This window comes from Enterobacter sp. ECC_219_Taxon_10, from assembly GCF_058354905.1.
In genome coordinates, this window is sequence record NZ_CM178005.1 from 4,386,105 (window position 1) to 4,410,889 (window position 24,785).

22 protein-coding genes are annotated in these 24,785 nt (G+C 53.4%); 20 read left to right on the plus strand and 2 right to left on the minus strand.

What is annotated here, in order from left to right; translation table 11 throughout:
* Positions 1-57 precede the first annotated feature (57 nt).
* A complete protein-coding gene (csrD, locus tag AC4ICF_RS20855) occupies positions 58-1,998 on the minus strand; it encodes an RNase E specificity factor CsrD (RefSeq protein ID WP_116343539.1) in 1,941 nt (646 codons plus the stop codon).
* A 182-nt stretch (positions 1,999-2,180) separates the two neighbouring features.
* Between csrD and acuI the strand changes: the two genes are divergently transcribed.
* From acuI to AC4ICF_RS20925, 14 genes are all read left to right on the plus strand, one after another.
* Positions 2,181-3,155, plus strand: a complete 975-nt coding sequence (acuI, locus tag AC4ICF_RS20860; RefSeq protein WP_316379835.1) for an acrylyl-CoA reductase (NADPH) — start codon at positions 2,181-2,183, stop codon at positions 3,153-3,155.
* 77 nt (positions 3,156-3,232) lie between these two features.
* Positions 3,233-4,234 (plus strand): protein-methionine-sulfoxide reductase catalytic subunit MsrP, encoded by a 1,002-nt coding sequence (gene msrP, locus AC4ICF_RS20865; RefSeq protein WP_116343541.1) that lies wholly within the window; start codon positions 3,233-3,235, stop codon positions 4,232-4,234.
* The gene (gene msrQ, locus AC4ICF_RS20870; RefSeq protein ID WP_302221330.1) at positions 4,235-4,834 is read left to right on the plus strand and encodes a protein-methionine-sulfoxide reductase heme-binding subunit MsrQ; all 600 of its coding nucleotides are present in this window, start codon (positions 4,235-4,237) and stop codon (positions 4,832-4,834) included.
* 234 nt (positions 4,835-5,068) lie between these two features.
* On the plus strand, positions 5,069-5,521 hold the full coding sequence (gene aroQ, locus AC4ICF_RS20875) for a type II 3-dehydroquinate dehydratase (RefSeq protein WP_316379834.1): 453 nt from the start codon (positions 5,069-5,071) through the stop codon (positions 5,519-5,521).
* A gap of 21 nt (positions 5,522-5,542) precedes the next feature.
* Positions 5,543-6,007: an acetyl-CoA carboxylase biotin carboxyl carrier protein gene (gene accB / locus AC4ICF_RS20880; RefSeq protein WP_008502856.1), complete on the plus strand. Its 465-nt coding sequence runs from the start codon at positions 5,543-5,545 to the stop codon at positions 6,005-6,007.
* A 10-nt stretch (positions 6,008-6,017) separates the two neighbouring features.
* Positions 6,018-7,367, plus strand: a complete 1,350-nt coding sequence (gene accC, locus AC4ICF_RS20885; protein WP_003860388.1) for an acetyl-CoA carboxylase biotin carboxylase subunit — start codon at positions 6,018-6,020, stop codon at positions 7,365-7,367.
* 108 nt (positions 7,368-7,475) lie between these two features.
* Positions 7,476-7,718 carry a YhdT family protein gene (locus AC4ICF_RS20890; protein WP_116343544.1) on the plus strand — a complete coding sequence of 81 codons (243 nt, stop codon included), beginning with the start codon at positions 7,476-7,478 and terminating at the stop codon, positions 7,716-7,718.
* Positions 7,708-9,159 (plus strand): sodium/pantothenate symporter, encoded by a 1,452-nt coding sequence (gene panF, locus AC4ICF_RS20895; protein WP_192983905.1) that lies wholly within the window; start codon positions 7,708-7,710, stop codon positions 9,157-9,159. The genes AC4ICF_RS20890 and panF overlap by 11 nt, the downstream gene beginning before the upstream one ends.
* Before the next feature lie 11 nt (positions 9,160-9,170).
* Positions 9,171-10,052: a 50S ribosomal protein L11 methyltransferase gene (prmA, locus tag AC4ICF_RS20900; RefSeq protein WP_233002698.1), complete on the plus strand. Its 882-nt coding sequence runs from the start codon at positions 9,171-9,173 to the stop codon at positions 10,050-10,052.
* A gap of 138 nt (positions 10,053-10,190) precedes the next feature.
* Entirely contained in the window at positions 10,191-10,931 is a 741-nt protein-coding gene (locus AC4ICF_RS20905; protein WP_316379833.1) for a carbonic anhydrase, read from the plus strand.
* Between the two features lie 330 nt (positions 10,932-11,261).
* Positions 11,262-12,227: a tRNA dihydrouridine synthase DusB gene (dusB, locus tag AC4ICF_RS20910; protein WP_008502861.1), complete on the plus strand. Its 966-nt coding sequence runs from the start codon at positions 11,262-11,264 to the stop codon at positions 12,225-12,227.
* Positions 12,228-12,250: 23 nt separating this feature from the next.
* On the plus strand, positions 12,251-12,547 hold the full coding sequence (fis, locus tag AC4ICF_RS20915) for a DNA-binding transcriptional regulator Fis (RefSeq protein ID WP_000462905.1): 297 nt from the start codon (positions 12,251-12,253) through the stop codon (positions 12,545-12,547).
* Positions 12,548-12,726: 179 nt separating this feature from the next.
* The gene (locus tag AC4ICF_RS20920) at positions 12,727-12,891 is read left to right on the plus strand and encodes a DUF2556 family protein (RefSeq protein WP_014885446.1); all 165 of its coding nucleotides are present in this window, start codon (positions 12,727-12,729) and stop codon (positions 12,889-12,891) included.
* 141 nt (positions 12,892-13,032) lie between these two features.
* A complete protein-coding gene (locus AC4ICF_RS20925) occupies positions 13,033-15,114 on the plus strand; it encodes a putative bifunctional diguanylate cyclase/phosphodiesterase (protein ID WP_316379832.1) in 2,082 nt (693 codons plus the stop codon).
* On the opposite strand, the gene envR is transcribed toward AC4ICF_RS20925, so the two are convergent.
* A complete protein-coding gene (gene envR / locus AC4ICF_RS20930) occupies positions 15,030-15,746 on the minus strand; it encodes an acrEF/envCD operon transcriptional regulator (RefSeq protein ID WP_316379831.1) in 717 nt (238 codons plus the stop codon). The two genes, AC4ICF_RS20925 and envR, sit on opposite strands and share 85 nt — an antisense overlap.
* A gap of 384 nt (positions 15,747-16,130) precedes the next feature.
* On the opposite strand from envR, the gene AC4ICF_RS20935 reads away from it, so the two are divergent.
* The 6 genes from AC4ICF_RS20935 to AC4ICF_RS20960 all read left to right on the plus strand — a co-directional run bounded on the left by AC4ICF_RS20935 (position 16,131) and on the right by AC4ICF_RS20960 (position 24,780).
* On the plus strand, positions 16,131-17,270 hold the full coding sequence (locus AC4ICF_RS20935; RefSeq protein WP_116343550.1) for an efflux RND transporter periplasmic adaptor subunit: 1,140 nt from the start codon (positions 16,131-16,133) through the stop codon (positions 17,268-17,270).
* Between the two features lie 11 nt (positions 17,271-17,281).
* Positions 17,282-20,395 (plus strand): efflux RND transporter permease subunit, encoded by a 3,114-nt coding sequence (locus AC4ICF_RS20940; protein ID WP_491466131.1) that lies wholly within the window; start codon positions 17,282-17,284, stop codon positions 20,393-20,395.
* 303 nt (positions 20,396-20,698) lie between these two features.
* Positions 20,699-20,920, plus strand: coding sequence for a lipoprotein (locus AC4ICF_RS20945; protein ID WP_008502867.1), 222 nt, complete (start codon positions 20,699-20,701; stop codon positions 20,918-20,920).
* A 472-nt stretch (positions 20,921-21,392) separates the two neighbouring features.
* Complete coding sequence (locus AC4ICF_RS20950) at positions 21,393-22,418, plus strand: amino acid ABC transporter substrate-binding protein (RefSeq protein ID WP_116343552.1); 1,026 nt, start codon at positions 21,393-21,395, stop codon at positions 22,416-22,418.
* Positions 22,419-22,485: 67 nt separating this feature from the next.
* Positions 22,486-23,667, plus strand: coding sequence for an amino acid ABC transporter permease (locus AC4ICF_RS20955; RefSeq protein WP_316379830.1), 1,182 nt, complete (start codon positions 22,486-22,488; stop codon positions 23,665-23,667).
* A gap of 9 nt (positions 23,668-23,676) precedes the next feature.
* Positions 23,677-24,780 (plus strand): amino acid ABC transporter permease, encoded by a 1,104-nt coding sequence (locus AC4ICF_RS20960; protein WP_316379829.1) that lies wholly within the window; start codon positions 23,677-23,679, stop codon positions 24,778-24,780.
* The last annotated feature ends 5 nt before the right edge of the window (positions 24,781-24,785 follow it).

The following is a 24,785-nucleotide window of genomic DNA, read 5'->3' on the forward strand; positions in this document are numbered from 1 at the left end:
CGACATACTCAAAGCTACAGGCGCGATATTCTACGTGAAAACAACGTAAACGGCAGGTCAAACAGAGTATCTTTGCAAATATTTTTTCACGTTGGTGTCAAGCGGCTGAGAGGCGGCAAAAAAATCGCCCTGACCGCCCGTCACCCCGCGCTCTGTTAACATCTGCCATTCGCCTCTGGAGCGCACGCCTGCGGCAAATACCTGTGTTCGTGTTCCCTTGCACGCTTCAACCAAACTCTGAACCAGTAGCTGGTTTTCCGTGCGCTTTTCAATATTTCTTACCAGCCCCGGATGTAGCTTTAATAGCTCCACATCCAGCTCCTTGATCCAGTTGGTACTAACCAGCGTTAAACCAGCCTGCGTTACCGCGACACGCGCACCGAGCGCGTTGATCAAACGGACCACTGGACGCAACCGGCTGATGTGTTGACCTACATCCGCCTCAGCAAGTTCAAAAATAATGTGTTTGCGTTGCGATTTTTCGCATTGCATTAATGTATCACGCAGCCAGCGCTGAAAACGCGGACGTATTAATGACTCAACGGTGACCTGTAACGCCAGATTCTCTTCCGGCCAGAATGATAAAAACGGAATCAAGCGTGTAATTTGCTGGCGGTCATACTCTTCGGAGAGCCCAAATTGCAGCACCATTGGCAGATATTCCGCAGAAATAACCTCTTCCGTCCCGTCGAAAATACGGCACATCAATTCCCGGTGATGGACATAGCCGTTTTTCATGACCGCCGGTTTTTGATATATACGTGGCCCACCACGACTCAGCATTTGCTCAATCAACGTACGCCAGCGCACGTTTCCGCGGCCTTTTTCTGGCAGCGAATCATCATAGACAGCCCATCCGTTCGCCCCCTGTAGCACGGCGTTGCGGGTGGCCGCTTCCGCATGCTCCATCACCTGTTCTGTCGACTGCCCGCCACGCCAGGCGCAGATACCCATGTGGACCATATCGTCCCTGTCGAGCATTTTGCTCTGCGGCAGCGCGTCGACGGCCTTCAGCAGCTGGCTGGCAATACTTTCTGATTCCTTCAGCGTGCGGTGCGGCAGCAATACGGCAAAATCGCTGCGGTGGTAGCGGGCCAGCAGCGCCCCCGGGTAGCGCAGAATAAAGGTGGAGAGCAGGTTGATCAGCGTAAAGAGATTTTCTTCCGCCGCCCGCTGCCCCCATGTGTCGCGCAGCAGATCGAAATCAGGCAGGCGAATCATCATCACCACCCCGTGCGTGCCCACTTTCTCCGGGTCGTCGAGCAGCGTGGCGAGTTGGTTGTCAAAGAAAAGGCGGTTGTTAAGTCCGGTTTTATTATCCTGCGCGGCATAAGAGCGGATCAGCGTATCCATACGGCTGCGCTGGTCGCTGGCAAACTGGATTTCTGAGAGCAGCGTATCCAGCGCGCTGCTGGCGCGTGACGGCCATTCATGGACCGAGCCGCGAACCTGCGGGCCGCGTTCACCGTTCAGGATACGTACGGAGCGGATCTCCAGCAGTTCCTGACCAGAGAGCTGGCGGCGCAGCCAGCGGACCGCGAGGAAAATCAGCAAAATAATGAAGGCGACGGCGACAGTGAGCGGCGCGGTGGTCATCATGGAACGGAAATAGCTGGCCATCGGATCAAGGTAGACCATGCGTATGGTCATACCCGGATTTTTGAGGGAGTGCACCGTCACTTCCCGATACTGGCTCACCACACCCGCAGGTCGATAGCTGTCCTGCCGTTCATGGCTTAAAACCGGATGCTTTCCCTGCTGAATGTCGATCTGGATAATATCAACCGGCACCATCAACTCATCCAGCTCCCGGGAAATCTCAGGAAGTGGAGTGGTCAACAGACGCGTATCAATGACCGACGCAACGGACTGCACCCGGTTGACCAGTTTGTCCTGAATGGCGTTATAAAAGCTCAGAGAGCAACCAAGAAGCGTGACAAAGATGGTAAGCCCCGTCAGCAGGGTGATAAAAGCCGAGAACTTCGTCGTTAATCGCATCCTTGAGATTACTCCGTGGGTTGATGGGGTAGCGAGTAAGCGCTAACTTGCATTTCAAATGCGGCATACTACCAAACCTGGCGTATCTGGCAATTTATTGCGTTAAATCGGCATTGCTTTACCCTGAGCGAGTATAGTCTTCAGGAACTATTTTCCAATCATCTGAGCCGTGAGGACCCCGTATGCAGGCTTTAATCTTAGAACAGCAGGACGGCAAAACGCTTGCCTCAGTACAGGCCGTAGAAGAGACTCGCCTGCCGGAAGGCGAAGTTACCGTCGACATCGACTGGTCCAGTTTAAATTATAAAGATGCGCTGGCGATCACCGGTAAGGGTAAAATCATCCGAAATTTCCCTATGGTGCCGGGTATTGATTTTGCTGGCCGGGTTCATAGCAGCGAAGATCCCCGTTTCCATGCGGGCCAGCAGGTGCTGCTCACCGGCTGGGGCGTGGGCGAAAATCACTGGGGCGGCCTGGCAACGCAGGCGCGCGTGAAGGGTGACTGGCTGGTGCCCATGCCGAAAGGCATGGATGGCCGCAAAGCGATGATCGTCGGTACCGCAGGCTTTACCGCCATGCTGTGCGTGATGGCGCTGGAAGAAGCGGGTGTTCGCCCCGAGTCAGGTGAAATTGTTGTGACCGGGGCCAGCGGTGGCGTGGGGAGCACGGCGGTCACGCTGCTGCACAAGCTGGGTTATCAGGTTGCGGCGGTGTCCGGCCGTGAAAGCACGCATGATTATCTGCGTCAGCTCGGTGCCAGCCGCATTCTTGGCCGCGATGAGTTTGCCGAGAGCCGCCCGCTGGAAAAACAGGTCTGGGCAGGCGCGGTCGATACCGTCGGTGATAAGGTGCTGGCAAAAGTCCTGGCGCAGATGAACTACGGCGGCTGCGTGGCAGCCTGCGGCCTGGCGGGCGGATTTGCCCTGCCAACGACCGTGATGCCATTTATTCTGCGTAATGTCCGCCTGCAGGGCGTGGATTCCGTGATGACGCCTGCGGCTCGCCGTACTGAGGCATGGGAGCGTCTGGTGCGCGATTTGCCGGAATCTTTCTATACGCAGAGCGCCACCGAAATTACGCTCAGCCAGGCACCTGAATGTGCCAGTAAGATTATGGATAACCAGTTCCATGGTCGCGCGCTGGTGAAAATCGCCTAATCTTCAAATTTTCGTGACATATTCGCGCGAATCCTTCTCCTCCGTCATGCTTAGGAAAACGCATGATGGAGGATGCCATGAAAAATCGAAAACTGACGGAAGCCGACGTAACGTCTGAGTCTGTCTTTATGCTACAGCGCCGCCAGATCCTGAAAATGCTTGGCATCAGCGCCACCGCCCTGACGCTCTCTCCAGCGGCACACGCCGACCTGCTCGACTGGTTTAAAGGCAACGATCGCCCGAAGGCTCCTTCCGGCGCCCCGCTTACCTTCACCAAACCCGAGCAATGGCAGAACAAACTCGCGCTTACGCCGGAAGATAAAGTCACCGGCTACAACAACTTCTACGAATTTGGTCTGGATAAAGCCGATCCTGCCGCCAATGCCGGCAGCATGAAAACCGATCCGTGGACGCTGAAAATCGACGGCGAAGTGGCAAAACCCCTGACGCTGGATCACCACGATCTGACCACACGCTTCCCTCTCGAAGAGCGTATCTATCGCATGCGCTGCGTAGAGGCCTGGTCGATGGTGGTGCCCTGGGTAGGCTTCCCCCTGCATAAGCTGCTGGCGATGGTTGAGCCCACCAGCAACGCAAAATACGTCGCCTTCCAGACGCGCTTCGCCCCGGACGAGATGCCGGGCCAGAAAGACCGGTTCATTGGCGGCGGGCTGGAGTATCCGTATGTAGAAGGGTTACGCCTCGACGAAGCCATGCATCCCCTTACCCTCCTGACCGTCGGCGTTTACGGCAAGGCGCTTCCGCCGCAAAACGGCGCTCCCATCCGTTTAACCGTGCCGTGGAAATACGGTTTCAAAGGGATTAAATCGATCGTCAGCATTAAGCTGACCCGCGAACGTCCGCCAACGACATGGAACCTGGCGGCACCGGGTGAATACGGCTTCTTCGCCAACGTGAACCCGCATGTGGATCATCCCCGCTGGTCGCAGGCGACAGAACGCTTTATCGGCTCCGGCGGTGCGCTGGACGTAAAGCGCCAGCCCACGCTGCTGTTTAACGGCTATGCGGATGAAGTGGCCTCGCTGTACCGTGGCCTCGATTTACGGGAGAACTTCTGAGTGCGATTAACGGCAAAACAGATCGCCTGGCTGAAAGTGCTTCTGCACCTGGCCGGGTTACTTCCTTTTATATGGCTGTTCTGGGCCGCCAGCCAGGGCCTCTTTAGCGCCGATCCGGCAAAAGATATCCAGCATTTTACGGGTCGGATGGCTCTGAAATTTTTGCTGGCCACCTTGCTCGTCTCGCCGCTGGCGCGCTACGCTAAACAGCCACTATTGATACGCACCCGTCGGCTTTTAGGGCTATGGTGTTTTGCCTGGGCGACCCTGCACCTCACCAGCTATGCCCTGCTGGAACTGGGAATTAACAATCTGACACTGCTTGGCCGCGAACTGGTGACTCGACCTTATCTGACGCTGGGTATTGTGAGCTGGGTGATTTTACTGGCGTTAGCGCTGACCTCCACGCAATATGCGCAGCGAATGCTGGGCCGTCGCTGGCAGCTGCTGCACAACTTCGTCTATCTTGTCGCGATCCTCGCCCCCATTCATTATCTGTGGTCGGTGAAGATCCTCTCTCCGCAGCCGGTCCTTTACGCGCTGGCGGCCGTAGCGCTTTTAGCATGGCGTTACAAGAAGTTCCGCCAGTGGTTGCGATAGTTCGCGAAACTGTGCGTTTTCCCGCAGATTACCTCTCAACCGCAAATCTTTTTTGGATTGCGGTTGATAATCTTCCCTGATAAGACCAGTATTTAGCTGCCAAATGCTACGAAATCGTTATAATGTGCGACCTTGGTTCGCCTGACAGCGGTTTTGGGCCTCTGAAAAGGTGACATTTGCGCTTCGACGGTATATTTTGTTTTTTACCCGAGAATCGCAGGAGATAGCGGCATAATGACTGATAAGTTCCATATCTTAGTTTTAAACGGACCGAACCTGAACATGCTCGGCACCCGTGAGCCAGAGAAGTACGGCACGCTGACATTGAGCGAAATTGTTAACCGTCTGAGCACGGAAGCAGCGTCACTGAATGTGGATTTGGATCATTTTCAGTCAAACGCGGAGTACGCAATCATCGACCGTATTCATCAGGCTAAAGACAATGTGGACTATATCCTGATCAATCCGGCCGCGTTTACGCACACCAGTGTTGCTATCCGCGACGCACTGCTCGCGGTGAGTGTCCCGTTTATCGAGATCCACCTGAGTAACGTGCACGCCCGAGAGCCGTTCCGCCACCATTCGTATCTGTCGGATATCGCTGCTGGCGTTATCTGCGGACTGGGCGCAGACGGCTATTCATACGCTTTACAGACAGCGGTAAAACGCTTGTCACAATCACACTAAACAAGAGTACGGAACCCACTCATGGATATTCGTAAGATTAAAAAACTGATCGAGCTGGTTGAAGAATCAGGCATCTCCGAACTGGAAATTTCTGAAGGCGAAGAGTCTGTACGCATCAGCCGTGCAGCCCCAGCCGCTAGCTTCCCGGTAATGCAGCAAGCTTACGCTGCGCCAGTGCAGCAGCCTGCGCTTTCCGCAGCCGTTGCGCCAGCAGCAGCTGAAGCCGCACCTGCCGCTGCAGCAGAAATCAGTGGTCACATCGTACGTTCCCCAATGGTTGGTACTTTCTACCGCACCCCGAGCCCGGACGCGAAGGCGTTCATCGAAGTGGGTCAGAAAGTCAACGTAGGCGATACCCTGTGCATCGTTGAAGCGATGAAAATGATGAACCAGATCGAAGCAGACAAATCAGGTACTGTGAAAGCGATTCTGGTCGAAAGTGGTCAGCCGGTTGAATTTGACGAGCCGCTGGTCGTCATCGAGTAACGAGGCGTACATGCTGGATAAAATTGTTATCGCCAACCGCGGCGAGATCGCACTGCGTATTCTTCGTGCCTGTAAAGAACTGGGCATCAAGACCGTCGCTGTGCACTCAAGCGCGGATCGCGATTTAAAACACGTATTGCTGGCGGATGAGACGGTCTGTATTGGCCCGGCTCCGTCCGTAAAAAGCTATCTGAACATCCCGGCTATCATCAGCGCCGCTGAAATCACCGGCGCGGTGGCAATTCATCCGGGTTACGGCTTCCTCTCTGAGAACGCCAACTTTGCTGAGCAGGTTGAACGCTCTGGCTTTATCTTCATTGGCCCGAAAGCCGACACCATCCGCCTGATGGGCGACAAGGTGTCTGCAATCACCGCGATGAAAAAAGCCGGTGTTCCAACCGTACCAGGCTCTGACGGCCCTCTGACCGACGACATGGATGCTAACCGTGCTCATGCTAAACGCATTGGCTACCCGGTTATCATCAAGGCGTCCGGCGGCGGCGGCGGTCGCGGTATGCGCGTTGTGCGCAGCGATGCTGAACTGGCGCAGTCCATCTCCATGACCAAAGCGGAAGCGAAAGCAGCTTTCAGCAATGACATGGTGTACATGGAAAAATACCTGGAAAACCCACGCCACATCGAAATTCAGGTGCTGGCCGACGGTCAGGGTAACGCGATCTATCTGGCAGAACGTGACTGCTCCATGCAGCGTCGTCACCAGAAAGTGGTCGAAGAAGCGCCAGCGCCGGGCATTACCCCGGAACTGCGTCGCTACATCGGCGAGCGTTGCGCCAAAGCATGTGTCGATATCGGCTATCGCGGGGCGGGTACCTTTGAGTTCCTGTTCGAAAACGGCGAGTTCTACTTCATTGAAATGAACACCCGTATTCAGGTTGAGCACCCGGTTACCGAAATGATCACCGGCGTTGACCTGATCAAAGAGCAGCTGCGTATCGCTGCAGGCCAGCCGCTGTCCATCAAGCAGGAAGAAGTTGTGGTCAAAGGCCATGCGGTAGAGTGCCGTATCAACGCCGAAGACCCGAACACCTTCCTGCCAAGCCCGGGTAAAATCACGCGTTTCCACGCGCCGGGTGGCTTTGGCGTGCGCTGGGAATCTCATATCTACGCCGGTTACACCGTACCGCCGTACTATGACTCAATGATTGGCAAGCTTATCTGCTACGGTGAAAACCGTGACGTGGCGATTGCCCGCATGAAGAACGCCCTGCAGGAATTGATCATCGACGGTATCAAAACCAACGTTGATCTGCAGATGCGTATCATGAGCGACGAGCACTTCCAGAATGGTGGGACGAACATCCACTACCTGGAGAAAAAACTCGGCCTGAACGAGAAGTAAGAGAGCTGTGTTGCTAAAAGGCCGGATTATCCGGCCTTTTTTATTTCTGGGGATCGCAAAGCCCCATCATGTACAATCCCCGCTTTCTGCATCCACAAGGGACTAAAAATGGACAAACGTTTTGTTCAGGCCCATAAAGAAGCGCGCTGGGCGCTGTGGCTGACCCTTCTCTATCTTGCCGCATGGTTAGTAACCGCTTACATACCTGATTCAGCTATCGGCATTACCGGCCTCCCACATTGGTTTGAAATGGCCTGCCTGCTGGTGCCGCTGGTGTTTATCCTGCTGTGCTGGGCGATGGTGAAATTCATCTATCGCGATATTCCGCTGGAGGACGATGATGCAGCTTGAAGTCATTCTGCCGCTTGTCGCATACCTGCTGGTCGTGTTTGGTTTATCCATTTATGCCATGCGTAAAAGAGCGACCGGCGCTTTCCTGAATGAGTATTTCCTCGGCAGCCGTTCGATGGGCGGCGTTGTACTGGCGATGACGCTGACTGCGACCTATATTAGCGCCAGCTCGTTTATTGGCGGCCCCGGTGCGGCCTACAAGTACGGGTTAGGCTGGGTATTGCTGGCTATGATCCAGTTGCCTGCCGTCTGGCTCTCCCTCGGTATTCTGGGCAAAAAATTTGCCATTCTGGCGCGCCGCTATAATGCCGTAACGCTCAACGATATGCTCTTTGCCCGTTACCAGAGCCGCTTGCTGGTGTGGCTGGCGAGCTTGAGCCTGCTGGTGGCCTTTATCGGTGCGATGACCGTACAGTTTATAGGCGGTGCGCGTCTGCTGGAAACGGCGGCCGGAATCCCTTACGAGACGGGCCTGATTATCTTCGGGGTAAGCATCGCGCTGTATACTGCGTTTGGTGGATTCCGCGCCAGCGTGCTGAACGATACGCTGCAGGGAATGGTTATGCTCATCGGCACGATCGTTCTGCTGGTGGGCATTGTCCATGCCGCGGGTGGACTCACTCACGCGGTGGAAACCCTGGAAGCGATTGACCCGAAACTGGTCTCGCCGCAGGGCGCAGATGATATCCTCTCTCCGACCTTTATGACCTCTTTCTGGGTGTTAGTCTGCTTCGGAGTGATTGGTCTGCCGCATACCGCCGTGCGCTGTATCTCCTATAAAGACAGTAAAGCCGTTCACAAGGGCATCATTATCGGGACAATTGTGGTCGCGATCCTGATGTTTGGTATGCATCTGGCGGGGGCATTAGGGCGCGCGGTGATCCCCGATCTTACCGTGCCGGATCTGGTGATCCCGACTCTGATGGTTAAAGTGCTGCCCCCGTTTGCCGCCGGGATCTTCCTCGCCGCACCGATGGCCGCCATTATGTCGACTATCAACGCCCAGTTACTGCAAAGTTCCGCTACGATCATTAAAGATCTCTATCTGAACCTGCGCCCTGAGCAGGTTGAAAATGAACGTCGCCTGAAGCGGATGTCTGCCGTCATTACGCTGGTGTTAGGAGCTTTGCTGATGTTAGCCGCATGGCGTCCGCCGGAGATGATCATCTGGCTGAACCTGCTTGCGTTTGGCGGTCTGGAAGCCGTTTTCCTGTGGCCGCTGGTATTGGGTCTTTACTGGGAACGCGCGAACGCTGCAGGTGCGCTGAGCGCAATGATTGTTGGCGGTGTGCTTTATGCCATCCTTGCGACATTTAAGATTCAGTACCTGGGCTTCCATCCGATTGTGCCTTCGTTACTGCTAAGTTTACTGGCGTTTGTGGTGGGGAACCGTTTCGGTCAGCCCGTCCCACAACCCGCTATGATTTCTCCTGATAAATAAAGAGTTTTGCCATGCCGTGGATCCAACTAAAACTGAACACAACCGGCGCGAACGCCGAAGAGCTGAGCGATGCGCTGATGGAGGCAGGCTCCGTCTCCATTACCTTCCAGGACACGCATGACACGCCGGTCTTTGAACCGCTGCCAGGCGAAACGCGCCTGTGGGGCGATACCGACGTGATTGGCCTGTTCGATGCCGAAACCGACATGAAAGAGGTGGTGGCAATTCTGGAAAACCATCCCCTTCTGGGTGCGGGTTTTGTGCATAAAATCGAACAGCTGGAAGACAAAGACTGGGAACGGGAGTGGATGGACAACTTCCACCCGATGCAGTTCGGCAAACGTCTGTGGATCTGCCCAAGCTGGCGCGAGGTTCCCGATGAAAATGCCGTCAATGTGATGCTTGACCCAGGCCTGGCGTTTGGCACCGGTACCCACCCAACCACGTCCCTGTGCCTGCAGTGGCTGGATGGTCTGGATCTGGAAGGTAAGACGGTGATCGACTTCGGCTGTGGTTCCGGGATCCTCGCGATTGCCGCCCTGAAACTGGGAGCGGCGAAAGCCATCGGGATCGATATCGATCCGCAGGCCATTCAGGCCAGCCGCGATAATGCCGAGCGTAACGGCGTCTCCGATCGCCTGGAGTTATATCTGCCTGATGCGCAGCCAGAAGCCATGAAAGCCGATGTGGTGGTCGCTAACATTCTCGCGGGCCCGCTGCGTGAACTGGCGCCATTAATCAGCGTGCTGCCCGTTGAGGGCGGTCTGCTGGGACTTTCTGGCATCCTGGCAAGCCAGGCGGACAGCGTTTGCGAAGCCTACGCCGATCTTTTCGCTCTCGACCCTGTAGTGGAGAAGGAAGAGTGGTGCCGTATTACCGGTCGTAAAAATTAAGTATTTGGCGTGGTCCTCTGACCACGCCTTTTCTCCTCGAATATTCCTCCCTCCCTTTGCCTGCCTCCGGTAAAATACCCATACAAATCATATTGATATATTTTGATTTGGATAATAAAAATTCACAGGAAGAATATTATGAAACACGTTTATAGCAAGGCAGCGCTGTTAGCGCTGAGCATGATCTCGGCTTCAGCATGCGCATCACACTGGAGCTACAAAGGTGAAAGTTCACCGGAGCACTGGGGCGAACTGGATGAAGCGTACAAAACCTGTAACAGCGGAATGAACCAGTCTCCCATAAATATTGATTCGACCGCTAACGCCCATCTCACTCCGCTGCAAACGCACTACGTTGACGGCCCTGTAACGCTAACAAACAATGGCCATACCATTCAGGCAAGCGAGCAGGCCGACACCCGCGACAGCATCACTCTGGATAAGCAATCCTGGACGCTACAACAGTTCCATTTCCACGCGCCGAGCGAAAATACCGTGCATGGCAAGCATTACGCGATGGAAATGCATCTGGTGCATAAAAATGAGAAGGGAGAACTGGCAGTGGTTGCGGTCATGTTCGACAAAGGGGCCGAGAATCCGGAGCTTGATAAACTGTGGAACGTGATGCCTCAGCAGGCTGAGCTGAACGTCTCCATCAAACAGGATCTCAACATGAATAAGCTGCTGCCGGAAGATAAAACGTACTGGCGTTTTAGCGGTTCGCTCACCACGCCACCCTGTTCAGAAGGCGTCACCTGGATCGTGCTTAAACATCCTCTGACGGTCTCCGCTGAACAGCTTGAGAAATTCACCCACACAATGCATCACGATAATAACCGTCCGGTACAGTCCCTGCATGGTCGTCTTGTGGTCGAATAACCTGCATTTTTTGCCCTGAGATCATGTTCTAAAATGCGACGTAGATCGCAAACAAGCGGGATAGCCTGCTGCTAAAAACAGCAGATTATCCCGCTCATATGTCGCATTTCTTCAGAATTGATGAGAAGTTACGGGAAATTGTAAGCGCCCATAAAACAACCATTCACGCATAACCTAATGATTTAAATAATGAATAATTTTCAACGTAAAGATTGAGCGGCGATTCCTTGATCTATAACAGTGGATTGTTCAAAGTTTGGCCTTTCATCTCGTGCAAAAAATGCGTAATATACGCCGCCTTGCAGTCACAGTATGGTCATTTCTTAACTCATGCGCATCGGACACCACCAGCTTAGAAATCGCCTGATCGCAGCCCCTATGGCAGGTATTACCGACCGGCCGTTCAGGACGCTGTGCTATGAGATGGGAGCCGGTTTAACCGTATCCGAGATGATGTCGTCTAACCCGCAGGTTTGGGAAAGCGATAAATCCCGCCTTCGGATGGTGCACATTGATGAACCAGGGATTCGCACCGTGCAAATTGCCGGAAGCGTGCCTGAAGAGATGGCAGATGCCGCGCGTATTAACGTGGAAAGTGGTGCCCAGATTATTGATATCAATATGGGTTGCCCGGCCAAAAAGGTGAATCGCAAGCTTGCAGGTTCAGCCCTTCTGCAATACCCCGACCAGGTGAAAGCTATCCTGACGGCGGTTGTCAGCGCAGTGGACGTTCCTGTTACGTTGAAGATTCGCACGGGTTGGTCGCCGGAACACCGTAACTGTGTAGAGATTGCCCAACTGGCCGAAGATTGTGGTATTCAGGCCCTGACCATCCATGGACGCACTCGCGCCTGTTTGTTCAATGGTGAAGCTGAATACGACAGCATTCGGGCAGTTAAGCAGAAGGTTTCCATTCCGATTATCGCGAATGGCGACATAACTGACCCGCTTAAAGCCAGGGCTGTACTCGACTATACGGGAGCTGATGCTCTGATGATAGGACGTGCAGCTCAGGGAAGACCCTGGATCTTCCGGGAAATCCAGCATTATCTGGACACTGGGGAGCTGCTTGCCCCGCTGCCTCTGGCAGAGGTAAAGCGCTTGCTTTGTTCGCATGTTCGGGAACTGCATGACCACTACGGTCAGGCAAAAGGGTACCGAATTGCGCGTAAACACGTCTCCTGGTATCTCCAGGAGCACGCTCCAGATGACCAGTTTCGGCGCACATTCAACGCCATTGAGGATGCCAGCGAACAGCTGGAGGCGTTGGAGGCATACTTCGAAAATCTTGCGTAATGAAATAAAGAGCTGACAGAACTATGTTCGAACAACGCGTAAATTCTGACGTACTGACCGTTTCTACCGTTAACTCTCAGGATCAGGTAACTCAAAAGCCCCTGCGTGACTCGGTTAAACAGGCACTGAAGAACTATTTTGCTCAACTGAATGGTCAGGATGTTAATGACCTGTATGAGCTGGTACTGGCCGAAGTTGAACAGCCACTGTTGGACATGGTGATGCAATACACCCGCGGTAACCAGACCCGCGCTGCGCTGATGATGGGTATCAACCGTGGTACTCTGCGTAAGAAACTGAAAAAATACGGCATGAACTGATACTAATCAGTTAAATGCTTGTTTAAAAAGGCGCTACCTGGCATGGGGATGCGCCTTTTTTATTGCCTTGTTCTGTCACCGTCAACGCTTTGTAAACCTTCGCTTATCCCGCTTTTAAACCGTTTCTTTTCGTGTATATTTCCACCACTTCAGTGGTTCTCTTCACGCGGAATGACATAATGATTCGTAAATACTGGTGGCTGGTTGTCTTTGCAATCTCGGTTTTCCTTTTCGATGCCCTCCTGATGCAGTGGATTGAACTGATGAGCACCGAAACCGACAAGTGCCGCAATATGAACTCCGTGAATCCGCTGAAATTAGTGAACTGTTCAGAACTCGATTAACGACCTGACGCCCCTCCCTCTCCCCCCGTATTACCCACTAAAAACGGGGATTTAAATTCCTTTGAGCCGTTACCTGACGGTGATAATGTCTCGCCCTTCTCAACCTCTCCCGCGTAACGTCACACTCGAGTAGAACCGACCATGCTGGTTAGCCAATACAACCCTATCCTTGTAGTCCTCTCCTTCGTTGTTGCCATCCTTGCGGCTTACACCGCGCTGAATATGGCTGCACGTGTCGCCGGGAGTCAGGGCGTCGCAGCGCGCATCTGGCTGGCGGGAGGCAGTGTTGCAATGGGCATTGGCGTATGGGCCATGCACTTTATCGGCATGCTGGCGATGGATCTCTCCATGAGCATGAGTTACAACGCGAGCCTGACGATGTTATCCATGGTCATTGCCATAGGGTCGTCACTGTTTGCGCTATGGCTCGTCAGCTGTGAACAGCTGCGCTTGCGCCGCCTGCTCCCCGGCGCTCTGGTGATGGGAATCGGGATTGTTGCCATGCATTACACCGGTATGGCGGCACTGGAGGTGATGCCAGGGATCATCTGGGACACGTTGTGGGTAGCCATTTCGGTCATGATTGCGCTTGCCGCTTCGCTTGCAGCATTGTGGCTGACCTTCCGCCTGCGCCACGAAGCCGCGCAGGTGGTGCTGATGCGCCTGGGAGCCGCCATCACGATGGGAATTGCCATCGCCGGTATGCACTACGCCGGGATGAAAGCCGCGCAGTTTCCAATGTCCACAATGGTTCACCATGAGGGTATTAACGGCAGCTGGCTGGCCGTGCTGGTCAGCGTCGTCGCGCTCTCTATTCTTGGGATCACCCTGCTGGTGTCGATGCTGGATGCTCGCCTGCAGGCACGTACCGCCCTTCTGGCCTCGTCGCTGGCAGAAGCGAACCGGGAACTTGCGCAACTGGCGCTGCACGATACGCTGACGCGTCTGCCCAACCGTATCCTGCTGGAGGACCGGCTCGATCAGGCCATCAGCAAAGCAGACCGTGAAGGTACCCATTTCGCCCTGATGTTCATGGATCTCGACGGTTTTAAAGCCATCAATGACGCCTACGGCCATGATGTCGGTGACAGGCTGCTGGTCGCCGTTACGCAGCGTCTGCTGCATCTCCTGAAGGGCCAGTTTACCCTTGCACGTATTGGCGGTGATGAGTTTGTTCTGCTTGCTGAGGGAGAAGGTCCGGACGATGCAGCCTCGCTGGCAAATTCGCTGGTGCGGGCGATCGATAGCCCGTTCACTCTCGAACCCTACGAACTGGTGGTAACACTTAGCATTGGTATCGCCCTGTACCCTCACGACGGCAAAACCGAACGTGAGCTGATGTTTAACGCCGACGCGGCGATGTACCACACCAAGCATATGGGCCGAAACGGGTATCACTTTTTCCAGCCCTCTATGAACACGCTGGCGCAGACCCATCTTCAGTTAATGAACGATCTGTGGATGGCCATCGATCGCAATGAACTGCGCCTGCTTTATCAGCCAAAATTTCACGCGCCCGCTGGCCCCCTCCTCGGGTTTGAGGCGCTGCTGCGCTGGCAGCATCCGAAGCAGGGTTTACTGACGCCGGATGTTTTCCTGCCGCTGGCGGAAAAAACCGGGCTTATCATTCCTATTGGTAACTGGGCGATCAATGAAGCCTGTCGCCAATTAAGAGAATGGCATCTTCAGGGGCATCGGAACTGGTCAATGGCGGTAAACCTGTCGACGTTGCAGTTTGAACAGCCCTCGCTGGTTAAAACAGTGCTCGACTGCCTGGAGCGTCATCACCTCCCGCCGGAGATGTTGATCCTGGAAGTCACGGAAACCACGGCAATGAGCAACCCCGATGAGAGCGTTCGGGTGCTGACAGAGCTGACGGATGCAGGTGTGAAAGCTTCGATTGATGATTTTGGGACCGGATATTCGAGCCTGCTGTATCTCAAGCGTTTACCGGCCTGTGAACTGAAGATAGACAGAGCGTTTGTGAAAGAGTTAAGCGGGGAAAGCGAGGATGCCACCATTGTCTCTGCGATTGTAGCCCTCGCGAAAACGCTCAACCTGAAAGTCGTGGCTGAAGGTGTGGAAACCGAAGCGCAGCAAGCCTTTTTGACGGAGCTGGGCTGTCATACCTTACAGGGTTATCTGTTAGGTAAACCCACCAGCGCGCAGACCATCGAGGCGCTTTGCGCACGGGGTGAAATGTTGCCTGGCGCTGAGCTGTAGTCATCACGAGGCGACACTCGCAAGACAGGGAGTGTCGCCAGAATACTGTCGACCAGGGCTGGCGCCTGCTGATAAAGATTAAAACTGTCGGTATTCATTAACCAGTTTTTAATGATGCCGCTAAAGAAACCGTGGAATACGATCATGGTCAGTTCAACGTTCACCTGCGACGAAACAATGTTCTGAGAAATACAATTCTCCAGAGTGACGCGCAAAAAATCATAATTAAACCAAATGCGTTTCCGAATTTCACTTTCCGAAATCATATCGCTAGTAAATTCACACTTATGATACAAGATTTGTAACAGCGCACATTGACGAGGTTCGTGCGCGATATATTGCAGCGCAGTAATACATTGCTCACGAAGCATTAACAATGGATCATCACTTTCGGAGAAAGAGAGCCTGTCGCGAATGATGTCACGCAGCGGTAATTGCTGTTCCCAAATGGCATTAAATATTTCTGCTTTACTGTTAAAGTGCCAGTAGACAGCACCGCGAGTAACCTTTGCGGCATCTGCGATATCGGTCAGCGTCGTGCTGGCTACGCCCCGCGTCGCAAACTGCCCGATAGCCGCTTCAATCAACTGCTGTCGGGTTTGTTGAGCCTCTTCTTTCTTTTTACGCGCCATTGGCAGCTACTCTTAACTCACTGGGTATATATGTAACATCAGGTTCGGATGGCTGAAAGTATTCACTAAAACCCGTTTTATTTTTGCACAAAAAAAGTCAATTTACTTAATCTATAATTAATGCAAATACATTCTTAAAATCAAATTCATGAAATGAATACTTTATCCATTAAGCTCTATTAATCTGATTTACCGGACAGAAGTATATCCGTATTTTCTACGGGACTGATTCTGATTTTCCTCCAGGGCCTCGTTATTCGCACTTATAAATTAAAAAACATTAAATACCCTCATTATTATACGCAGCTACATTTTATTTTTTCCCTCTGCCCCAACTACCGATCTACGGCAAACATCGGTTAATGGGTATTTAAAGGAACAGTAATGACGAATCATTTCAGACGTTTACCCTTAGCCGGTTTCATTGTCTGCGCTGTGCTGCTCACTGGATGCGATGGCCAGGAAAATCATCAACAACATGCGCAGGCGCCTCAGGTCAGCGTCCATATCGTGAAAAGCGCGCCGCTGGCTGTCACAACTGAACTACCGGGCAGAACCGATGCGTTCCGCGTTGCGGAGGTTCGTCCACAGGTTAGCGGTATTATTCTGCGTCGCAACTTCACGGAAGGTAGCGATGTAAAAGCAGGGGATTCACTGTATCAGATTGATCCTGCGACCTATCAGGCGGCTTACGACAGCGCGAAAGGCGAGCTGGCAAAGGCGCAGGCGGCGGCCAAAATTGCACACCTGACGGTGAAACGTTATCTGCCTCTGGTGGGGACGCAGTACGTCAGCAAGCAGGAGTATGACCAGGCCGTGGCCACTGCTCAGCAGGCAGATGCCAGCGTCGTCGCCGCAAAAGCGGGCGTTGAAAGCGCACGTATCAACCTTGCGTATACCAAAGTGACGTCCCCTGTCGATGGCCGCATCGGTAAATCCAGCGTAACGGAAGGGGCGCTCGTCACGAACGGACAGGCCGCGGCGCTGGCTACGGTCCAGCAACTCGATCCGATTTATGTCGATGTCACCCAGTCAAGCAATGAATTCATGCGACTGAAGCAGACAAGCCTGCAAAAAGGAGATACGGCCAGCAGCGTTGAGCTGCTGATGGAGAATGGCCAGCCCTATCCGCTGAAAGGCACCCTGCAGTTCTCCGACGTTACGGTGGATGAAAGCACCGGCTCAATCACGCTGCGCGCCATTTTCCCGAATCCTCAACACATGCTGTTACCTGGGATGTTTGTTCGCGCCCGTATAGATGAGGGAACACAGCCAGATGCCATTCTGGTTCCGCAGCAGGGCGTGACCCGCACGCCGCGAGGCGACGCAACCGTGCTGGTGGTAAACGATAAAAACCAGGTTGAATCACGTACCGTCGTTGCGCCCCAGGCCATTGGCGATCGCTGGCTGGTGACGGAAGGGCTGAAAAACGGTGACCGCGTGATCGTCAGCGGATTACAAAAAGTCAGACCCGGCGCTACCGTCGTCGCCACGCCAGATACCACCACGACTCCCGCCGGTTAAGGAACGACGACATGGCTAATTTCTTTATTCAGAGGCCAGTTTTCGCCTGGGTGCTTGCCATCATTCTAATGATTGCTGGCGGCCTGGCTATTCTCAAACTGCCCGTCGCCCAGTATCCGACGATTGCCCCGCCTGCCGTGGCGATTTCCGCAACCTACCCCGGCGCTGACGCCCAGACGGTGCAGGATACCGTGACCCAGGTTATCGAACAGAACATGAACGGTATCGATAACCTGATGTATATGTCTTCCACCAGCGATTCAGCGGGTAACGTCACCATTACGCTGACCTTCGAGTCAGGAACGGATCCGGACATCGCCCAGGTGCAGGTGCAGAACAAGCTGCAGCTCGCCATGCCGCTGCTGCCGCAAGAGGTACAGCAGCAAGGGATTGGCGTTGAGAAATCCAGCAGCAGCTTCCTGCTGGTCGCCGGTTTTGTTTCGGACAACAAAAACCTTACTCAGGATGATATCTCCGACTATGTCGCCTCGAACGTCAAAGATGCCATCAGCCGAACGACGGGCGTCGGCGACGTTCAGCTGTTTGGTGCCCAGTATGCGATGCGCATCTGGCTCGACAGCAATGCAATGAATAAATACCAGCTGACGCCGCTGGATATTATCAACCAGTTGAAAACGCAGAACGATCAGATCGCGGCAGGCCAGTTGGGCGGCACGCCGTCTGTGCCCGGGCAGCAGCTGAATGCCTCCATCATCGCGCAAACCCGCCTGAAATCACCGGAGGAGTTTGGCCGCGTGACGCTCAAGGTAAATCAGGATGGCTCGATGGTTCACCTGAAGGATGTCGCTCGCATTGAGCTGGGTGGCGAAAACTACAACATGGTGACCAAAATCAACGGGCAGGCCGCCACCGGTCTGGGGATTAAGCTGGCAACCGGGGCAAACGCGCTGGATACAGCGGCAGCCATCAAGAGCAAACTGGCACAACTGCAACAGTTCTTCCCGCAGGGGCTTAAAGTCGTCTACCCCTATGACACCACCCCATTTGTGAAAATTTCTATTCATGAAGTGGTGAAGACCCTGTTTGAAGCGATCGTTCTGGTCTTCCTGGTCATGTATTTGTTCTTGCAAAACCTGCGGGCGACGCTCATCCCAACTATCGCGGTGCCGGTGGTTCTTCTGGGTACCTTCGCGGTTCTGGCGGCGTTCGGTTTCTCTATCAATACCCTGACGATGTTCGGGATGGTGCTGGCGATAGGGCTATTGGTTGATGACGCCATCGTGGTGGTCGAGAACGTTGAGCGCGTGATGGTAGAGGACAAGCTGCCACCGAAAGAGGCCACGCAGAAGTCGATGGGGCAGATCCAGGGCGCGCTGGCGGGGATCGCTATGGTCCTCTCGGCGGTCTTTGTTCCGATGGCCTTTTTTGGCGGCTCGACGGGAGCCATCTATCGCCAGTTCTCACTGACTATCGTTTCCGCCATGGCGCTCTCCGTGCTGGTTGCGCTGATCCTGACGCCCGCACTGTGCGCAACGTTGCTTAAACCCGTCTCTGGCGATCATCATGAGAAAAAAGGGGGGTTCTTTGGCTGGTTTAATGCACTCTTTGATAAGAGCGTGGAGCACTACAGTAACAGCGTGAGCGGTATTTTGCGTAAGACCGGTCGCTATCTGGTGGTGTACGTCATAATTGTTGGTGGGATGGCGGTGCTGTTTCTGCGCTTACCCACCTCCTTCCTGCCCGAAGAGGATCAGGGGGTGTTTATGACAATCGTTCAACTCCCGGCTGGTGCGACCCAGACGCGGACTCAGCAGGTTCTCGACCAGGTTCAGGACTACTACCTGAATAAAGAGAAGGCGAACGTTGAATCCGTGTTTACGGTGAACGGCTTTAGCTTTAGCGGCCAGGGCCAGAACTCCGGTATTGCCTTCGTCAGCCTGAAGCCCTGGGAAGAACGTTCGGGGGAAGAAAATAGCGTTGAGGCAATCGTCGGCCGTGCGACAAAAGCATTCAGCCAGATTAAAGACGGCCTTGTGTTCCCGTTTAACCTGCCGGCTATTATCGAGCTGGGAACCGCAACGGGCTTCGACTTTGAACTTATCGATCAGGCAAACCTGGGGCATACCCAGCTGACGCAGGCGCGTAATCAGCTGCTCGGCATGGTGAAAGAGCACCCTGATCTGCTGGTTCGCGTGCGTCCTAACGGTCTGGAGGATACCCCTCAGTTCAAGCTGGATGTCGATCAGGAGAAAGCGCAGGCGCTGGGTATTAGCATATCTGACGTCAATCAGACGATATCGACGGCATTAGGTGGTACCTATGTGAATGACTTTATCGATCATGGCCGCGTGAAAAAAGTTTACGTCCAGGCGGATGCGAAATTCCGTATGCTGCCGGGGGACATCAACAACCTCTACGTACGCAGCGCGAATGGGGAAATGGTGCCGTTCTCATCCTTTAGCAGCGCTCACTGGGTTTACGGTTCTCCTCGTCTGGAACGCTACAACGGCATGCCGTCCATGGAAATCCTCGGTGAATCAGCCCCTGGAAAAAGCACCGGTGAGGCCATGGTGATGATGGAAAGCCTGGCGGCAAAACTGCCTTCCGGCATCGGCTATGACTGGACGGGAATGTCTTATCAGGAGCGCCTTTCCGGTAACCAGGCACCTGCACTGTACGCCATTTCACTGATCGTGGTGTTCCTGTGCCTGGCTGCGCTGTATGAAAGCTGGTCCATTCCCTTCTCCGTTATGCTGGTTGTGCCGCTGGGCGTCATCGGGGCCCTTTTCGCGGCGTCGCTGCGCGGGTTAAACAATGACGTCTATTTCCAGGTCGGCCTGCTGACGACGATTGGGCTATCGGCGAAAAACGCCATCCTGATCGTCGAATTTGCTAAAGACCTGATGGAGAAAGAAGGTAAAGGGATCGTTGAAGCCACCCTGGAAGCCTCAAGAATGCGCCTTCGTCCGATCCTGATGACCTCCCTGGCCTTTATCCTTGGCGTCATGCCGCTGGTGATCAGTACCGGGGCCGGGAGCGGTGCGCAAAATGCCGTCGGTACGGGCGTGATGGGAGGCATGCTTTCCGCAACGCTTCTGGCAATTTTCTTCGTGCCCGTCTTCTTTGTGGTGGTCCGGCGACGCTTCACCAGCCATAAAGAGTAATGTATCTCTGAAAGGCACCTTTTGGTGCCTTTTTTATTTTTAATATAAACAATGGATTAGATATTAGAGGGTTGATTATTAAAAATGCATGAGTTTGCATTAAGTAAAAACACCATCTTGCCACTTCATAATTTCTCCATGAATTCATCCTGAACCCGACTTTTCTCCATGATTTTTACAAACTACATAATTTGAGATTATTCCTCGTGTAACGGGGACTTACCCTGGTGGTAAAATAATCTCCAGTTCGTTAATAGCCCTCCTGGCTTTGTAGCGAATGAGAAATAATACTGAGGTAACATCATGAAAAGATTCATTTCCGTTGCACTTCTCGCTGCGCTGCTTGCTGGTTGCGCGCACGACTCTCCATGTGTACCGGTTTACGATGACCAGGGTCGACTGGTTCATACCAATACCTGTATGAAGGGCACCACCCAGGATAACTGGGAAACAGCAGGTGCTATCGCCGGCGGTGCTGCCGCAGTGGCAGGTTTGACGTTGGGTATTGTTGCCCTGACGAAGTAACATCTGTTCAGAAAGCGCGGCTCTGGCCGCGCTTTTGCTTTTAATGGGTGCAGTATTTTCAAATAAGTAAAAAAATAGCCCCGTATTTATTCACGTAATTAATCCAAGACTGAAGTCAGTCACAAGTTTTTCGCATACTCATTCAAATTACTTATTCTATCGTGATGATTTTCACACATTAATATTATTGAATACCCTGCCAATATTCACCCTGGAAACTACCTCTTCTTTTTCCTGACCCGACTCAAAACTTTTGCTCCGATTTGTGGCACAGGTTGTAATTTCGCACCGTTTCGGGGCGCTCGTTTTATTTAAGCCTGTCTACACTCAGCATTAAGCGTTCACTCGTCTCTTATTTCGTCGAACGCAAAACTGGCATTACGTTTGCTTTATAAACGTTGGCCAACGCCACAGACAGGTTAAGCGCTTAAAACGCTTCTATAACGATAAATTTCGCCACACAGGATGCATTATGAAAAAGACGATGATAGCCAGCCTGGCCGCTGCAGGCATGTTGTTTGCCGTAGCCGGTCAAGCCCATGCGGGAACGACACTGGATGCCGTTAAAAAGAAAGGTTTTGTTCAATGCGGTATCAGTGATGGTTTGCCTGGCTTCTCTTATGCCGATGCGAACGGCAAATTTACCGGTATTGATGTGGATGTCTGTCGTGGCGTCGCAGCTGCGGTTTTTGGTGATGACAGCAAAGTAAAATACACCCCGCTGACGGCGAAAGAACGCTTTACGGCGCTGCAGTCCGGTGAAGTCGATATGCTCTCCCGTAATACCACCTGGACCTCTTCCCGCGATGCAGGCATGGGGATGACATTTACCGGCGTGACCTATTACGACGGCATCGGCTTCCTCACCCACAACAAAGCGGGCCTGAAAAGCGCCAAAGAGCTCGATGGCGCCACCGTGTGTATCCAGGCGGGCACCGATACCGAGTTGAACGTCGCGGATTATTTCAAAGCAAATAAGATGAAATACACCCCTGTGACTTTCGACCGCTCGGATGAGTCAGCCAAAGCGCTGGAATCCGGTCGATGCGACACGCTGGCCTCTGACCAGTCACAGCTGTATGCCTTACGCATTAAGCTGAGCAACCCGGCAGAGTGGGTTGTCCTGCCTGAAGTGATCTCCAAAGAACCTCTCGGCCCCGTTGTACGCCGTGGCGATGAAGACTGGTTCTCCATTGTTCGCTGGACGCTGTTTGCCATGCTGAACGCAGAAGAGATGGGCATCAACTCGAAAAACGTCGATGAGAAAGCGGCGAATCCTTCTACCCCGGATATGGCGCACCTGCTCGGTAAAGAAGGTGATTTCGGCAAGGACCTGAAGCTGGATAACAAGTGGGCTTACAACATCATCAAACAGGTGGGTAACTATGCTGAGATCTTTGAGCGTAACGTGGGATCGGAAAGCCCGCTGAAGATCAAACGCGGCCAGAACAATCTCTGGAATAACGGCGGTATTCAGTACGCGCCACCAGTACGTTAAGTCATAGCTGTAACGGGCACTGCTCGGGCAGTGCCCACTCCAGAGTCATGGTTACTGAGGTTTCTTTATGTCCCATCGCCGCTCAGCCGTAAAAGGATCGCTATCCTTTTCTCATCCCGCGGTCCGCGCCTGGCTATTCCAGATTATTGCTATTGTTGCGGTTGTTCTTATCGCCGTGTATCTCATCCATAACACCATCACGAACCTGAATAATCGCGGTATCACCTCCGGGTTTGCGTTTCTGGATCGCAGCGCAGGGTTTGGGATTGTTCAGCACCTTATTGACTACCAGGAAGGTGACACGTACGGACGCGTGTTTGTGGTCGGTTTACTGAATACGCTGCTGGTATCCGCACTGTGTATTGTCTTCGCTTCCATCCTGGGCTTCTTTATTGGGCTGGCGCGCCTTTCTGAAAACTGGCTCCTGCGGAAACTTTCAACCATTTATATTGAGACATTCCGCAACATCCCACCGCTGCTGCAGATATTTTTTTGGTATTTCGCGGTGCTGCGTAACCTTCCTGGCCCCCGCCAGGCCGTCGATGCGTTTGAGCTGTTTTTTCTGAGTAACCGTGGGTTATACATCCCCTCTCCTCAGGTATCCGAAGGGCTTTACGCCTTTATCGTCGCCGTTGTTATTGCACTCGCCATTTCTGTCGGCCTGTTTCGCTATAACCGTAAGCACCAGATTAAAACCGGGCAGCTTCGTAAAACATGGCCAACTGGCGCTGTGCTACTTGTTGGCTTACCGTTAGTTGCTCACTGGCTTTTTGGTGCGGCCTTGCACTGGGATATTCCCCATCTGCGCGGGTTCAACTTCCAGGGAGGGATGGTATTAATTCCTGAACTGGCCGCATTAACGCTGGCGCTTTCGATTTATACCTCCGCATTTATTGCGGAAATCATCCGTTCCGGGATTCAGGCTGTGCCTTACGGTCAGCACGAGGCGGCACGCTCACTCGGTTTGCCGAATACCGTGACGCTTCGCCAGGTCATTATTCCTCAGGCTCTACGGGTGATTATTCCGCCTCTGACCAGCCAGTATCTTAACATTGTCAAAAACTCATCGCTGGCTGCTGCCATTGGTTATCCGGATATGGTGTCTCTGTTCGCCGGAACCGTGCTTAACCAGACCGGACAAGCCATTGAAACCATCGCCATCACCATGTCTGTCTATTTGATCATCAGCCTGGTGATTTCATTGCTGATGAACCTTTATAACCGTCGTATAGCACTGGTCGAGCGCTAAGGATCTATGATGACAAAAGCGATACTGTCGCACTCCTCGCGCCCTGCCAGCTCGACAGGTGGACGTTTCATTCTCTGGGCGCGCAAGAATCTGTTCTCCAGCTGGAGCAACAGCCTGCTGACGATTGTCTGCCTGTGGCTCATGTGGGAATTGATTCCTCCCCTGCTGAACTGGGCGTTTTTACAGGCCAACTGGGTCGGTTCAACCCGAGCTGACTGCACAAAAGCCGGTGCCTGCTGGGTATTTATTCATGAACGTTTCGGTCAGTTCATGTATGGATTGTATCCCCATGAACAGCGCTGGCGGATTAATCTGGCGCTGGTTATCGGCCTGCTCTCTGTCGCGGTCATGTTCTGGAAAAAGCTACCTCATCGTGGACGCTATATTGCCGTCTGGGCAGTGGTTTATCCGATTATTGTCTGGGTGCTGATGTATGGCGGTTTCCTGGGGCTGGAACGCGTTGAAACACGCCAGTGGGGCGGTCTGACGTTGACATTGATTATCGCTTCAGTGGGGATAGCCGGCGCGCTACCGTGGGGAATTTTACTGGCCCTGGGACGCCGTTCAAAAATGCCGGTCGTTCGCGTGCTCTCCGTTATCTTCATTGAGTTCTGGCGCGGAGTACCGCTCATCACCGTACTGTTTATGTCGTCGGTCATGCTGCCGCTGTTTATGGCAGAGGGTACAACGATAGACAAACTGATCCGTGCCCTGGTCGGGGTGATTCTCTTCCAGTCCGCCTATGTCGCTGAAGTTGTACGCGGTGGCCTGCAGGCGTTGCCCAAAGGCCAGTACGAAGCGGCGGAATCGCTGGCGCTCGGTTACTGGAAGACGCAGGGGCTGGTGATCCTTCCGCAAGCGCTCAAGCTGGTTATCCCTGGGCTGGTCAATACGATCATTGCTCTCTTTAAAGATACCAGCCTGGTGATCATCATCGGATTGTTCGATCTCTTTAGCAGCGTTCAACAGGCAACCGTTGACCCTGTCTGGCTGGGCATGTCCACCGAAGGATATGTCTTTGCCGCTCTGATCTACTGGATCTTTTGTTTTAGCATGTCGCGCTACAGCCAGCATCTGGAAAAGCGCTTTAACACCGGGCGTACACCGCACTGAGGAAA